The organism is bacterium (genome assembly GCA_018814885.1).
GTDB lineage: Bacteria > Krumholzibacteriota > Krumholzibacteriia > LZORAL124-64-63 > LZORAL124-64-63 > JAHIYU01.
In genome coordinates this window covers 1-14,987 of the sequence record JAHIYU010000126.1, presented here as the reverse complement: position 1 = coordinate 14,987, position 14,987 = coordinate 1, and the positions used below count along the sequence as shown (strand labels likewise).

The following is a 14,987-nucleotide window of genomic DNA, read 5'->3' as shown; positions in this document are numbered from 1 at the left end:
GACCCGGACCATTCATGGGTCGTAGTGGCGTGGCGGCGAAAAAGACGGGCCCCGGAGTCGCCTCCGGGGCCCGGTCGGGGTGCGCGGACCTCCCGTCAGCGCAGCAGGACCATCTTGACGGTCTTGCGGGTACCGTCCGTATAGAGGTTGGCGAAGTAGACGCCGGTCGGCAGAGCCTGGCCGTCGTCGCCGAGGCCGTCCCAGACGGCCGTCCGCGGCCCGCCGGCCACGAAGCCGTCCACCAGCGTGCGTACCCTGCGGCCCATCACGTCGAAGATGTCCAGACGCACCTGACCGCCGGTGGCGGGCAGGTCGTACTTGATCTCCGTGCGCGGGTTGAAGGGGTTCGGCACGTTCTGGTGCAGGCCGACGCGCTCGGGCGTGTCCTGGTCGGGCACGGCCGTGATCACGTCCTCCATGATGGCGAAGGCCAGGTCGATGGACTGGCCCCACATCTCGTGGTTCGGCGGATAGCGGAGCTCGAACCACGGGCCGGGATAGGGCTCGGCGCCCATGCCCCAGACCGCGTCGTCGTTCCAGTGGTTCAGCGAGGTCTTCCAGCCGAACTGGGCCTCGGGATCGAGGGGGAACGCCTTGAGGTCGAGCCAGTAGATGACCGGATCGACTTCCGTGCCTTCCTGATGGAAGGCCAGGTGCGGATCCACGTGGAACTTGTAGAGCCAGCAGGTCCAGTCGCCCGGCATGATGTAGTCCTCCGGCGGGTACATGAAGCCTTCTTCGATGTCGCCGGCGTACATCTCCACGCCGAAGTCGGCGGGGCCGAACTCGTGCCACCACAGGATCTCGCCCGGCATGCTCCACTGTTCAAGCTCGCCCGCCGGGATGTCCCGGTGGATGCTGAGGACGAACCTCACGCCCTTGGGATCCAGTCCGAACGGCAGGTAGTCGCCCAGCCACGAGCCCCAGATGCGGAAGTCGGTCACCGGACCGGTCTGCGTGCACAGGAAGTCGTCGGCCAGGAGGTAATCCTCGCCGGAGAAAGCGGTGCACGCGGCCACGTCGATGCCCATGAGACTCAGGTCGGGCGGCTGGATCCACTTCATGACGTACTTGTCGTCGATGAAGATCAGATGGTCCTCGACCTCGCCGTCCGGGGCCGGCCCGGTGAACGGCAGGCCGCCCATGGAGCTTAAGCGGAACCTCGCGAAGGTGTTGATGCCGGGAGGCGCGCTCGCCGGCACGTTGAAGGTGAAGGTATTGACGCCCGTGACGACCGGCACCGAGGCCAGGATGTAGTCCGTGGCTTCGAGCCAGCTCAGGTTGAGATCGAAGTCGACCCAGGCGTCCACGAATCCGGGCGCCGAGGCGACGATGTCGACGGTCGCCGGGTAGCCGGGATACAGCGGACTCGTGAAGGTCACGCCGTCCTCGTCGTCCAGGATGGCGATGTCGTCGCCGGTGGCCGTGGCGTCGGGCTGGCCGTCGATTTCGGCGTCGATCAGATTACCCAGGAAAAACCCGGGCACGATCATGTGATTGGCGCCGTTGTTGAAGGAATAGGTCGGGTAGCCGGGCATCCCCGTGGGGTCGTCCGGCGCGTCGCCCCAGTCGAGCATGTCCTGGACGTCCTCGATCGCGACCTCGTAGTCCTCCACCTCGCCATCGGAGGCGCTGCCATCGAAGGGCAACACGACTGTCGAGGTGGAAAAACGGAAGCGGGCGAAGGTCTGGCCCGACGCGGCCGCAGCCGGGACGTTGAAGGTCAGGGTGTTCAGACCGCCCAGCAGCGCCATGCCCGCGAAGACGTGCTCGTCTGCCTCGGACCAGTTGCCGTTGCTGTTGAAGTCGATCCAGGCGTGCAGGTAGCCGGGCTGCGAAGCCGTCACGTCGACGTTGGCCGGCTGTCCCGGAACGAGCGCCGTGGTGAACACCACGCCGTCCTCGTCGTCGTTGCCGTCGTTGTCGTCGCCCAGCGCGTTGGGATCGGGCTGGCCGTCGGGCTCGGCGTCGATGCTCATGCCCAGGAAGATGTTGGCCACGATCAAGTGGCGGGCGCCGTTGTTGGCCAGCAGCGTCGGATAGCCGAGGGCGCCGGCCGCGTCGGGCGCGTCGCCGAGGTCCAGCTCGTCGATCTGATCCTCGCCCGCGATGACGAAGGCCAGGTCGATGGACTGGCCGACCATCTCATGCCCCTGCGGATAGATCAACTCGGACCACGGTCCGGGGTACGGCTCGCTGCCCACGCCGAAGACCGCGTCGTCGTTCCAGTGATCCAGGGACGTCTTCCAGCCGAAGTAGGCCTCCTGATCCTCCGGGACGGCCTTCACGTCCAGCCAGTAGACGATGGGCTGGTCGGGCGTGCCCTCCTGCAGGAAGGCCTCGCTGGACGGTATGGCGAAGTTGTACTGCCAGCACACGGTGTCGCCCGGGAAGTAGTAGTCCGCAGGCGGGTTCATCCAGCCCTCCAGGATGCCTTCCTCCCAGATCTGAGCGACGAAGTCGCCGGGCAGGAACTCCTTGTACCAGAGCACCTCGCCCGGCCTGCTGTGCTCCGGAGGATTGGCGGGAATATCGGCGTGGATGCTCAGGGTGAAGGTGACGCCTTCGGGCCACTCGTAGAAAGGAAAGTGGTCCTGGTACCACGAGCCCCAGATGTGGATGCCCGTGATGCGACCGGTTTCGGTGCACTCGAAGTCGTCGGCGAGGATGTAGTCCATGGGTTGTCGCGATGCGTTGATGTCGATGCCCATGGGACTGAGGTCGGGGAACTGGACCCACTTGAAGGGCATTTGCGGGTGCCAGTCCGCGAGAGTGGGCGCCGCCAGCAGCAGAAGCAGCAGCGCGAGAGCAGGTGCACGAGAACGGGACATTTTTCGACCCCCCTTGATGGAATGGTGCGGCACGATGAGCACCGGCCGCATTCATGAAGAGATTGGCGCTCCTTCCCGTTGTTTGACATGCGCCCGTAGGCTTACGGAAAAAAGCATCGCGTCCTCCCTGGCGACACTTTCACGACTGTGACCATCCTAACCCGAATCGGGGGTCGGTTACAAGGGGACCGGACTTTTCTTCACGAAATCCGACGAATGTGCTTTCCTGTACGTTCCTTCAACTCCGTGACAGGAGGCTCGTTGCGCGAGATCGTCGGATATCTGCGGCTGCACCTGCGCCATCACGCCCATCCCGGCCTGCACCTGCTGCTCGCGGTCCTGCTGGCCGCGGCCTTCATCTACAACTACGGCACGGACTTCAAGCGCACGGTGATGAACGCCCATCCCGGCACCTGGATCGAGATCCCCATGTACCTAGCCTTCTACGCGGTGCCCTACGGGGGCGCCCTGCTGCTGCAGGCGGCGTTCACGGGCGTTCCCTTGCCCCGATCGCGGCGCTTCTGGATCTATTCCTCCCTGGCGCTGGTCCTGCTGGCCCTGAACCGCACCGCCATCGCGTTGTCGCCGGCGCTGGTGGACGGATTGGACCTGCCGCGATCCGCCGTCCGGTACCTGGAGAAATGCCTGGTCAACCTGGTGCGGGCGGTGGCCTTCATCCTGCCGTTGGTGATCCTGCGACGGTTCTGGGACCACGAACAGGAAGACCTGTACGGCTTCTCGCGCCGTCGTTTCGACTGGAAACCGTATCTGGCCATGCTCCTGATGATGACGGCACCGATCGTCTGGGCCTCGTTCCAGCCCGCGTTCCTGCGGACCTACCCCATCTACCGGCCCGGACCGGTCGAAACGGCCCTGGGCTGGCCGACCGCCCTCACCTACGGCCTGCACGAGGCATGCTACGCCCTGCGCTTCGTGGGCGTGGAGGTGTTCTTCCGCGGCTTCATGGTCCTCGGGCTGGTGCGCTGGCTGGGCCGCAGCGCGATATTGCCCATGGTCTGCCTCTACGCCGTGTGGCATTTCGGCAAACCCATGCCCGAAGCGCTGGGATCGGTGTTCGGCGGCTACATCCTGGGCGTGATCGCCTACGAGAGCCGCTGCATCCTGGGTGGCACCGCCATCCACATGGGCGTGGCCCTTTTGATGAACCTGACGGCCCTGCTGCAGCTCATCCGGCGTTGATCGACGTGGGCAGCCACCACAGACGATGATATCGTGTGAGCCGACCCGTCCTCAGGCAGGAGGCGAAGGATGACCGGGGAATCGAGCACGGCCCGCGCCGATCGCTACGCGCGCATCGCCGGCCAGCTGGCCGAACTGTTCCTGAAGACCGACGACCCCCTGGCGCGCATGGCCACGGCGGTCGCGGTCCTGCACCACAAGATGCCCCACTTCTTCTGGACGGGCTTCTACCTGCTGAACGACGACGAGCTCCTGGTCGGCCCCTATCAGGGTTCCCTGGCCTGCGCCGTGCTGGAGGGTGAGGAGGGCGTCTGCTGGGCCGGCGTCGAACGCGGCGAGACGCTGATCGTGCCCGACGTGCACGCCTTCCCGGGTCACGTGGACTGCGATGCGCGCTCGCGGAGCGAGATCGTGGTGCCCCTGCTGGACGCGGCGGGCGAGGTGGTCGGCGTTCTCGACGTGGACTCGGAATCGCCGGACGCCTTCGGCGAGGTGGACAGGATCGGCCTCGAGCGCATCGTCGCCATGATCCTCACGGACGACTGGCAGGCTAACGAACCAGCGTGATCTTGAGCAGGTCCTTCACGCCCCCGGACATCAACCTGGCCAGATAGACGCCGCTGGGCAGGGGACGACCGTCGTCCGCCGTCCCCTGCCACGTCAGGGCATGTTCGCCGGCGGGCAGGGTCGCGTCGTGCGGCCGGGCCACCCGGCGGCCGTCCGGCGTGTAGATGGCGAGCTCGGCGCGCCCCGGGGCGTGCAACATGAACGTGAAGCGGGTCGTCGGATTGAACGGATTTGGATGGGCCGCCAGCAGCAGCGGCCGGCGCGGCGCGGCGCCTTCGTCGACGCCCGTGGCCTCGTCGTGATCCAGGATCCACAGGCCGTCCTCCATGTCCACCAGGTAGATCAGGTCCTGCCGCGCCACCACGCTCTGCGCCGTTCCCGCCGTATCGAAGCTCCCTGCCCACGCGGGCGCCGTGGGATCCTTGATGTCCAGGACGATCAGACCGTAGGGATACGAAGCCACGTACAGGTGCTCTCCCTGGATGTCGAGGCCGGCCGCGTTCCCCTTGGTGTCGTAGCGGCCCAATTCGATGGGGGACGAGGGGTTGCCGACGTGGACCAGGCGGACTCCCGTGGCGCCGTCGGCGACAGCCACCAGATCGCCCTGCACGTCGACGCCCTGGCTGAAGCCGTCGGTGTCCAGGTTGGCGAGAAACAGGGGCGCGGCCGGGTTGTTGACGCGCAGGATGCGCAGGCCGTTGTGCCCATACGCCAGGTACAGGTAGGAGTCCCGGCCCGCGATGTCCAGCAGGGTCTCGCCTATCGTCTGGTAGGAGCCGATGACCTCGGGCTGCGTGGGATCCGAGACGTCGATGGACAGCATGCCTATCACGCGGTCGGCGAGGAACAGGGTGTTGCCGCGCTTCACGACGCCGCTGGCGTAGGGGGAATAAAGATGGCCGATCTCGACCGGCGCGGACGGGTCGCTCACGTCGAGCACCCGCAGTCCGTCCTGCTCGGCGGCCACGAAGGCGAGATCGCCGTCGACCTTCACGTCGCGGGCGTGGTTCGTGTACCAGTGCCCCAGTTCGCGGATGCGGGCGGGATCCTTGACGTCCAGGATGCGCAGGCCGTCGTAGCGGGCCGCGATGTAGGCCGTGCCGTCGACCAGGTCCATCTTCATGCTGTGCCCGCCCTCGTCGTACCTCCCGAACTCGATGGGCGGGCCGTCGCCCGTGATCCTGACTGCCCTCAGGCCGTTGGGGCTGGTGGGAACGTAGAGCATGTCGTGGCCGACCGCCGTCTTCAGGCTGCTGGCATACAGCAACCCGCCCCGATAGACGGGAGCGGTGGGCACCAGCACGTCGAACACGTTGAACCCGCAGCTGAAGCCTGTGACGTAGAGGAGGTGTCCGTCCAGCACCGTATCCCACACGATGCCGGAGATGGGTACGGTGAGCACCGGTTGCGGCGCCGCGGGGTCGCTGATGTCCAGGACACCCAGGCCGGCATTGCTCAAGGCGCAGAACAGATGGTCGCCGGAGACGCTCAGGCCCGTGATGAAAGGCCAGGGCATCGTGGCCGAGATGAGCTGGGGATGGCGGGGATCGCCGATGTCCAGCACGTGCAGGCCGCCCGCGCCGTAGGAGAGGTAGGCCGTATCCCCGTCCAGGTCCACCTCGAGGACGGAATTCTCGGTCGTGTAGCGCGCCACTTCCAGCGGCAGGGCGCGGTTGCTGACATCCAGGATGCGCAACCCGGCGTAGCCGACCGCCAGGTAGGCGAAATCGTCGCGCACCTCGATCTCGTAGACCCGCGAGGGGAACGGATGGAGCGAAAGCTGCTGCGGATTGTCGGGGCGCGAGATGTCGACGATCACCAGGCCGTAGTCGATGACGCCCACGTAGGCGTAGTGGCCGACGACGGCGATCGCGTACACCTCGCTGGGCAGCACCGTACGGCCTACGAGCACGGGATCGCCGGCGTCGCCGAAGTAGACGATCTCCAGGGCCGCGCCGTTGCCGGTCACCACGGTGTTGCCCAGGGCGCAGGCCGCGTAGCAGGCGCCGTTGGGCCAGTGTCCCAGCGCCTTGAAGTTGACGGCCTCGTTGGGAAGTTCGAAGGCGGCGCAGGGAACCGCTCCTCCCAGCGCGGCGGCCGACAGGACGATATGCACGAAGCGCCGTATGCGAGCCAAGGCCATGTCACTCCCGAGGGCGGTGAGAAGGGCACCCTCAGTATACGGCATCGCGCCGGCTTCAACCAGTTGACGGATGACGATAATAAGGAGGCGGTCCCTTCCCCCCGGAAAGGACCGCCGGTCTCTGGCTCGGAGCGATGCCTACCTCCCGTCCGTCGCGGTGAGGAACTTGTAGAACTCCCCGTCTGTCGACAGGACCAGCGTGCTGTTCTCGTCCAGCGTGGCCGGGTAGCTCTCCATGGTCTTGAGGAACTCGTAGAAGTTGCGCGATTCGGCCGACCGGTTGAAGGCGGCGGCGTAGATGCCCGTCGCCGTGGCGTCGGCGTCGCCGCGGATCTCCTCGGCGGTGCGGTAGGCCTCGGACTGGATCCTCAGCAGGTCGCGGTCCTTCTCGCCGCTGATGCGGGACGCCTCGCCCTCCCCCTCGCTGCGGAAGCGGTCGGCGATGCGCCGGCGCTCGGCGATCATCCGCTCGTAGACCTTGCGCTGCACCTCGTCCACGTAGTTGATGCGCTTGAACTGGATATCGAGGATCTCGATGCCCAGATCCGAGGTGCGGTTCTGCGCGTTGGTGAGGATCTCCATGCGGATCTTCTCGCGCCCGTGGCGGATATCGTCGAGGACCACCTGCTCCTCGGCGACGAGGTTGCTGCGCTCGGGCTCCCGGTTGGTCGAGCGCACGACCTCCACCACCTCGTAATTGGCGATGGCGTTGCGCGTCTCGCCGTCGAGGATGTCGTCCAGGCGCGAATGGGCGCCGCGCTCGTCGCGCAGGCGCTGGAAGAAGAGCAACGGGTCGGTTATGCGCCAGCGCGCGTAGGTATTGACCCAGATGAAGCGCTTGTCCTTGGTCGGCAGCTGGTTGGGATCGCCGTCCCACTCAAGGAACCGCCGATCGAAGCGGTGGGCCGTCTGGATGAACGGCACCTTCACCTTGAGGCCCGGCGTGTTGACGGGGTCCCCCACCGGCTTGCCGAACTGGGTGATGATGATCTGCTCGGTCTCCTTGACCACGTAGAACGTGTTGGCGAAGACCAACAACAGGATGACGATGATGATGCCCATGCCGATCTTCATCACCGCTCACCTCCCTTCGCCCTGCCCAGGTCGAGCAGCGGCAGCACCGACTTCAGGTCCCCGTCGACGATCACCTTGTTCCGCACCTTGGGCAAAACCTCGCTCATGGTCTCGAGGTAGATGCGCTTGCGCGTGACCTCGGGCGCGCGACGGTAGGCCTCGAAGAGCGCCACGAAGCGGGCGCTGTCGCCGCGGGCGTGGTTGACGCGCTCCATCCGGTAGCCCTCGGCCTCCTGGATGGTCTGCTGGGCCTCGCCGCGGGCGCGCGGCACCACCTTGTTGTACTCGCTCTGGGCCTGGTTGATGAGGCGGGACATCTCCTGCTGGGCCTCGTTGACCTCGTTGAAGGAGGGCTTCACGGGATCGGGCGGGTTCACGTCCTGCAGGACCACCTGCTCGACCTTGATCCCCGTCTCGTACTGGTCGCAGAGCTCCTGCAAGTGGCTCTGCACGCGCAGGGCCACCTCGGCGCGGCCGATTGTCAACACCTCGTTGACGGTGCGGTCGCCCACGACCTGGCGCATCACGGCCTCGGTCATGTCGCGGAAGGTGTCGCCCACGTTGCGCACGCGGAAGAGGTAGCGGTAGGGATCGACCACCCGGTACTGGACCACCCACTCGACCACGGCGGCGTTCAGGTCGCCGGTCAGGATATTCGACTCGTCGGCGTAGGGACGGGTCGAATACTGGCTCTGGACGCCCGCGCGCACCGTGCGGAAACCGAATTCCTCCTTGAGCTGGCGCTGGATGGGCACCTTCATGACGCGTTCGATCCCGTAGGGCAGCTTGAAATGCAGGCCTGGCTCGGTGGCGTGCACGTACTTGCCGAAGCGCAGGACCAGGCCCGTCTCCTCGGGCCCGACCGTGTAGAAACTGGTCAGCGCGGCCACCACCACCAGCAGCACGATCACGCCGCGCTGTATCATACTTGCCTTGATCTGCGGAATCCTGATCTCGGGGATGTCCCTGGGGCCATCCCCCCCTTGCCCGTTCATGACAACTCCTCTCCGCGGGAGGATAGTCTCCCGACGACGCGGGCAGCATAGTGCATGTGAGACCTCAGGGGAACGACGGTTTTTTACGGAAAAAGGGCGGCCATCCCGCGGGACGGTCGCCGAAGGGGGCCGGTTGTGGCCGCTAGCGGTACAAGGCCTTCACGTCCCCCCAGTTGCGCAGTTCGGTCGGGATGGGGTATTCCGCGCCGAAGTTGGTGATTCCGTAGTACTCCTGGATGGTGTCGATGTCGTGCGGCGTGTTGTCGGAGCCGGGGTAGCGGTCGGCCGTGGCGATGCCGGCCAGCAACCCGTCGTCGGATTCGGCCGCGCCGCAGAGGTCGGCCAGCCCGGTGACGCAATCGACCTCGCCGCCGCAATGGTCCGCGTCGTAGGGATAATCGCCCAGCTCCTCCCAGACCGCGGCCTGGCCGCAGCCGGGGCCGGTGTCGTAGGTGTCGAAACCGTCGTCCTCGTAGGTGGTGTACAGGGCGAAGTTGACCTGTCCGCCCACGGGGGGGGTGGGAAGGCCCACGTCGGCGAAGGCCACGGCGAACTCGTAGTACATGCCCCCCTGGTCGCAGGCGATCCAGCCCGAGTCGGCCGCATCCACGCCGCCGGTGAACTGCTTGATCTGACCGCCGGCGGCGTCGGTGAGGGCGGCGTAGCCGCCGGTGCCGACGGGGGCTTCGACGGCGATGAAGAATTCGGGATCCCAGCCGCAGAAATCCACCCGCTTGGCCCAGGGCGCGTCCAGTGTGACCGCGCCGGTGGCGTTGTCGGTGTCGATGGCGACGAAGAGGTCGCCGCGCTCCCACAGCTCGTTGGGCCCCTGCACGCCCACGTAGAAGTGGGTCGTATCCCAGGCGAGCCACAGGTGGCGGATGTCCATGCACTGGCCGCCGACCAGCGGCGTGTCGACGAACGGTTCGGTGTCGAAGAAGTAGTGATAGGCCGAGCTCTCGTCGATCTGGTCCGAGGTGGTCCCGCCACAGCCGCAGGGCGTCGAGTGGGCGGATTCCGTGACATATCCCGCGTCCGGGAAGGTGTTGACCCCGTCCATCGGCTCCAGGTGGAAACCGGTCAGATTCAGAGGTCCCGCGGCCCGGGCCGCATACGACCCGACGAGCAATACGATCAAGACGATTGAAACGCGACGCATGGCATTCCCCCCCGAGTCAGCCCGACAAATTGCATGACATCGCCAATTGTCTCCAATGTGCAATTTTATCAGCATAGCCTGGTGTTTGCAATAGCATCATGATCCCGAGTACCCCGGCCGGGGTGAAACGGGTATCCGACATCACCGAAGGAGTTGTCGTGGAGATCAAGCTTACGTTCTGCGGCGCCGCCGGTAACGTCACCGGTTCGCGCTACCTGGTGGAAACCGCCGGCCGCCGCTTCTACGTGGACTGCGGGCTGTTCCAGGAGTGGGGCCTCAAGGCGCGCAACTGGGAACCCTTCGCCGTGCCGGCGGCGGAAATCGACGCCGTGCTGCTCACCCACGGCCACCTGGACCACTGCGGGCTGCTGCCGCGGCTGGTGCGCGAGGGATTCGCGGGGCCGGTGCACTGCACCCGGGCCACCGCCGATATCGCCGGCATCGTGATGGCCGATTCGGGGCGCATCCAGGAAGAGGACGCCTCGTACAAGCGCAAGCGACACGCGCGGGAGAAGCGACTGGACGTGCGGCCCGCACGACCGCTCTACACCGAAGCCGACGCCGAGCGGGCCATCGAGAGGCTCCGACCGACCGGCTTCGATGTTCCGGTCCGTATCGCCGAGGGGATAGATGCGACCTTCGTGCCGGCCGGGCACATCCTGGGCGCCGGTTCGGTGCACCTGACCGTCGGCGCCGGCGGCGAGCGGCGCACGCTGGTGTTCTCGGGAGATCTGGGTCCCTGGGGCATGCCCATCCTGCGCGATCCGGTCGAGCCGCGACAGGCCGACTACGTGGTGGTGGAGTCGACCTACGGCGACAGGGACCACGAGGACGCCGGCGACATCCCGCAAAGGCTGGCGCGGGTGGTCAAGGAGACGCACCGTGCCGGCGGCAACCTGATCATCCCGAGCTTCGCGGTCGGGCGCACCCAGGATCTGCTGTACCACCTGAGCGGGCTGCTCTACGCCCACGAGATCCCGCGCATACCCGTCTTCGTGGACAGCCCCATGGCCATCACCGTGACCGAGGTCTTCAGACGCAACCGCGAGCTGTTCGACGAGAAGACCGTGGCCGTGATCCTGAGCGGCGAGCATCCGTGCGATTTCCCCGGCCTGACCCTCTGCCGCACGCGCCAGGAATCGATGGCCATCAACGACATCGAGGAGCCGGTGATCGTGATCGCGGGGTCGGGCATGTGCACGGCGGGGAGGATCAAGCATCACCTGGTGCAGAACATCGGTCGGCCCGAGAGCACGATCCTGTTCATCGGCTACCAGGCCTCGGGCACCCTGGGCCGCCAAATCCTCGACGGCGACGAGGAGGTGCGCATCTTCGGCCGTGGCCATCGCGTCCGGGCGAGAATCGAGCAGATCCACGGCTTCTCCGCCCACGCGGGCCAGAGCGACCTGTTGCGCTGGCTTTCGGGCCTTCAGACTCCCCCGCGCCGGGTCTTCGTGACCCACGGGGAACCGGATGCCTCGCAACCCTTCGTCGAACGCGTCGGCTCGCGGCTGGGTTACGCGGCGTCCGCCCCCGAGTACCTGGAATCGGTGACGTTGGCTTGACGCCCTCTCAGCGACGCGACGGAATGAGGAAGGCGTCGGAAACGACGTAGCCGAGGGGAATGCCCTCGCCCCAGGCCTTGACCGCCACCCGCACGCGGCCGCCCGCCGCCGCCGCCGCCTCCCGCCAGGGGGCGACCGGCATCTCACCGGTCCACGTCTGACCGGCGGCCAGGGGCTGCGGGCGCACGCGCACGCGCGTGCAGTCGGGGCGCCACAGATCGGTCCACTAGCCGTCGACCTGGACCTGCACCTCGATATCGCAGATGGGTTCGATCCTGATGAAGTGATCCAGGGTGTTGCTCAACGACAGCAGCACGGTCTCGTCCGGGCCGGCGGCCTCGTGGGCGGCGATCAGGACGATCCCCGGCGGAGGTCCGGCCAGGGGCGGCGTGGCGGACGGAGGCGGGGACGGCGGCTTGGCGGTGCAACCGGCCGCGATGGAAATCAACAGCACCGGGAATAGGGATCTCATCCTGCGCCTCCGCAGCCGGCGATTCACGATCAACCCGGGCTAGATCTCCGGCCACAGCCAGGCGAAGGTCCCGGCGGTGAGCAGTCCGTAGATAAGGCCGTCGAACACGTTCTTGAAGACGCTGCCCCAGGACACGCCCTTCCAGATGCCGTCGACCAGGTAACCGACGGCGTGACCCAGCACGGCGACCGTGCCGGTGATCCGGAAGACGGCCAGATACTCCGCGCCGGGGCCGCGGGTCACGAAGCCCAGGTAACCCGCGAAGACACCGATCAGCACCGCGTAAAGGAACCACAGGAAGAGACTCTTGCCCATGGCCGGGGGACCGTTCGGGCCGACCGTCATGGACCCGACGGGACCCTGTTCGTACTTGGCGATCATCCCCGGTTCGCCCATCTCCTTCAGGGAACTCGCGCGGGGAAAGGCGTACATGCCGGGGCCGACGCCCTGTTCGCGCATGGTGGCGAGAACGGCGTCCTCGCCGGGCAGCAGGCCGTAGTCGCTGTTGTGATACTTCAGGACCATGTGGATGATCGAGCTGGCGACGAAGACGAGAACCGCGGACAGCAGGATCGGCAACCAGAGGACGGTCAGGAATTCCATGGGTCTGCTCCTTCCGAACGAATCCAGGCGGGCGGGGTCGCGTCGGTTTCGGTTCCCGACGCGGCGGCGAGGATAGTCGACGCCGCCGGCACGAATCAAGGGATGGTTGCCGCGGCCCGCCCGCTTGTCCGCATCGCACACGGAGGTGTATACTCACGAAGGAATCTGACATTGCGACAAATCGAGGGGATCGGACATGCCTTCCGGGCCAAACTCCTTGCACGCCCTTATTCGATCGCGCTGGCCTGCAGTCGCGCCGGTCCTGCTGGCGGCTTGCCTGTGCGTCGTTCTCGCGCCCCGGGCCGCGGCCCTGTTCCCGGGTGATCCCGAAACCGTGCCCACCTTCGCATCCATCGGTATCTACTGGCCGACCGGCGGCCAGACACCGGGACCCTGCTCCGTGCGCTTCCGCGAGAATCCCGGTCACGGGCCGGCCCGAGCCTGGCGCGAGGGACTGCATCTCTGGTTCGACGACCGGGTGGGCGTCAACACGACCGACTACGTGGGACCGTCGTGGCGCCAGCTCGAGTATCGCGGGTCCATCGTGGGACTGGCGCCCGGCACACGCTACGAGATCGAACTGGCCGTCGACGGCGGTCCGACGGCCACGGTCATCGACACCACCTGGAGCGAGGAATTCCCCGAGGCTCCGGCGATCCACTATGTCGGCGCGCCGTTCGAGGTGAACGCCGGCGGCACGCCCGAGGCCTACGAGGTCTACACGATGCAGGGGTTCGTCCGGGAGATCACGGCGGCCAACCTGGATGGCCAGCATTGCGTGGAGGTCAGGGCGCCGTACGTGATCATCCGCGGCTTGACGTTGCGCGGCGGCCACAACGGCATCCTGGTGACCGGCGACGCGCACCACGTGGTGATCGAGGACTGCGACATCGCCGACTGGGGCATAGAAACGACCCACAGCTCCGAAACGGGCTGGGGCGACGAATGCGCCGGCATCTACGTCTTCGACCGGTGGGTCTCGCCGGCCAGCATTCCCGATGCGCTCGGCATCAGACAGATCGTCATCCAGCGCAACCGAATCCACGATCCGCATTACGATTCTAACAACTGGTGCGAGTACAACCAGGACAATCCCTGGGACCCCTGTCATCCCCTGGGCCCGCTCGGCATCGAGATCATCAATCCCTGGGGCAACAACGTCATCCGCTACAACGAGATCTACTCCGACAACGGCAATTATTTCACCGACGGCATCGGCGGGCTCGACAACTACTCCTACTTCGGCTGCCCCGGCCGTGACTCCGACATCCACGGCAACTGGATCGCCAACGTCTGGGACGACGCCATCGAGGCGGAAGGCGGCAACGCCAACGTACGCGTCTGGGGCAACTACGCCGACCGGACGCTGACCGGCATCGCCTGCGCCGCCACGGCGACGGGACCGCTCTACATCTGGCGCAACGTGATCGATCGCAGCGACAAGTACGATGTCGGGACCCTGGACGACATCGCCGGCGCGGACGCCTGCAGCTGCATGGAGGATTTCTGGGGAAACCCGCGTCCCGAGGTGAACGCCGGCCGCTTCCTCAAGACGACGACCAAGGGCGTGGACCACGACGGAAACGGCACCCTGGACAACTACTGGGGCAGCGGCCGTGTCTACCTCCTGCACAACACGGTGCTGCAGCGGGAGAACGACCCCATGGACGACGGCTGGATCGGGAACCCCTGGGACCCCTGGCCCTACGAAAAGATCGACCAGGGCGTGGAGTTCGGCCTGAGCACCTGCCGGCTGTCGAATTTCGTCGTGCGCAACAACCTGCTGCAGGTCGTGGACAAGACATGGTATTCCCTCGGCTTCCCCCGGGAGGATGCCGCGATCGAGATGGGCTTCGAACCCAACGACATCGACTACGACATGCTCAACGGGGTGATGACCTGCGCCGCGGATTCGTGCACCTCGTCGGTGACCCTCGCAGACAACGGCCTCTACGAACCGCACGGTTTCTACAGCCGCCACGAGCAGGACCACATGCCCGAGTGGGGCGATCTGCACCTGCCCGCCCGCGGCGAAGCCGGCGTCTTCCAGCTCGCGCCCGGAGCACCCGGACGCGAAGACGGCGACCCGATCCCCAATTTCAACGACGGCCCGGCGACCATCGGCGCGGGACCCGACATGGGCGCCCACGAGGCCGGCGCTCCGCCCATGCGCTTCGGCCTCCCGGCCGGCGATCACGGCACGGCCGCGCACGACGGGTCGATCGCCAGCGACCCCGGCATCGCGCTCGCCGTCTCCCCCAACCCGGCCGGCGCGGCGGTGCGTGTGGGCTTCACGATCTCGCGGGCCCTGCTCGGCGCCGCGGAAACGATGCCGGTCCATCTGTCCATCCACGACGCGCGCGGGCGCCGCGTCGCCG

Annotated in this window: 12 protein-coding genes; 4 read left to right on the top strand and 8 right to left on the bottom strand. The window is 66.6% G+C overall.

Translation table 11 applies throughout. The annotated features are described in order from the left end of the window. Positions 1 to 95: 95 nt before the first annotated feature. Positions 96 to 2,831, bottom strand: a complete 2,736-nt coding sequence (locus KJ554_08825) for a hypothetical protein (GenBank protein MBU0742435.1) — start codon at positions 2,829 to 2,831, stop codon at positions 96 to 98. Between the two features lie 261 nt (positions 2,832 to 3,092). On the opposite strand from KJ554_08825, the gene KJ554_08820 reads away from it, so the two are divergent. Beyond that, entirely contained in the window at positions 3,093 to 4,031 is a 939-nt protein-coding gene (locus KJ554_08820; GenBank protein ID MBU0742434.1) for a CPBP family intramembrane metalloprotease, read from the top strand. Between the two features lie 69 nt (positions 4,032 to 4,100). Then, positions 4,101 to 4,598, top strand: a complete 498-nt coding sequence (locus KJ554_08815; GenBank protein MBU0742433.1) for a GAF domain-containing protein — start codon at positions 4,101 to 4,103, stop codon at positions 4,596 to 4,598. Here the strand turns inward: KJ554_08815 and KJ554_08810 are convergent. The 4 genes from KJ554_08810 to KJ554_08795 all read right to left on the bottom strand — a co-directional run bounded on the left by KJ554_08810 (position 4,582) and on the right by KJ554_08795 (position 9,969). Further along, positions 4,582 to 6,735 (bottom strand): hypothetical protein, encoded by a 2,154-nt coding sequence (locus KJ554_08810; protein MBU0742432.1) that lies wholly within the window; start codon positions 6,733 to 6,735, stop codon positions 4,582 to 4,584. The two genes, KJ554_08815 and KJ554_08810, sit on opposite strands and share 17 nt — an antisense overlap. Positions 6,736 to 6,879: 144 nt before the next feature. After that, positions 6,880 to 7,815: a protease modulator HflC gene (hflC, locus tag KJ554_08805; protein ID MBU0742431.1), complete on the bottom strand. Its 936-nt coding sequence runs from the start codon at positions 7,813 to 7,815 to the stop codon at positions 6,880 to 6,882. Next, on the bottom strand, positions 7,815 to 8,741 hold the full coding sequence (hflK, locus tag KJ554_08800) for an FtsH protease activity modulator HflK (protein MBU0742430.1): 927 nt from the start codon (positions 8,739 to 8,741) through the stop codon (positions 7,815 to 7,817). The genes hflC and hflK overlap by 1 nt, the downstream gene beginning before the upstream one ends. A 211-nt stretch (positions 8,742 to 8,952) precedes the next feature. Next, a complete protein-coding gene (locus KJ554_08795; GenBank protein ID MBU0742429.1) occupies positions 8,953 to 9,969 on the bottom strand; it encodes a hypothetical protein in 1,017 nt (338 codons plus the stop codon). Between the two features lie 158 nt (positions 9,970 to 10,127). Between KJ554_08795 and KJ554_08790 the strand changes: the two genes are divergently transcribed. Next, positions 10,128 to 11,534, top strand: a complete 1,407-nt coding sequence (locus KJ554_08790; GenBank protein ID MBU0742428.1) for an MBL fold metallo-hydrolase — start codon at positions 10,128 to 10,130, stop codon at positions 11,532 to 11,534. A gap of 7 nt (positions 11,535 to 11,541) precedes the next feature. Here the strand turns inward: KJ554_08790 and KJ554_08785 are convergent, their stop codons facing one another. Genes KJ554_08785 through KJ554_08775 form a run of 3 tightly spaced genes read right to left on the bottom strand, consistent with a single transcriptional unit; the run spans position 11,542 to position 12,609 of the window. Further along, entirely contained in the window at positions 11,542 to 11,721 is a 180-nt protein-coding gene (locus KJ554_08785) for a hypothetical protein (protein MBU0742427.1), read from the bottom strand. Positions 11,722 to 11,760: 39 nt separating this feature from the next. Further along, positions 11,761 to 12,006, bottom strand: a complete 246-nt coding sequence (locus tag KJ554_08780) for a hypothetical protein (protein ID MBU0742426.1) — start codon at positions 12,004 to 12,006, stop codon at positions 11,761 to 11,763. Between the two features lie 39 nt (positions 12,007 to 12,045). Continuing rightward, complete coding sequence (locus tag KJ554_08775; GenBank protein ID MBU0742425.1) at positions 12,046 to 12,609, bottom strand: hypothetical protein; 564 nt, start codon at positions 12,607 to 12,609, stop codon at positions 12,046 to 12,048. A gap of 196 nt (positions 12,610 to 12,805) precedes the next feature. Here KJ554_08775 and KJ554_08770 point away from each other — a divergent pair. Beyond that, a partial coding sequence (locus KJ554_08770; protein MBU0742424.1) for a right-handed parallel beta-helix repeat-containing protein occupies positions 12,806 to 14,987 on the top strand: 2,182 nt, incomplete at its 3' end.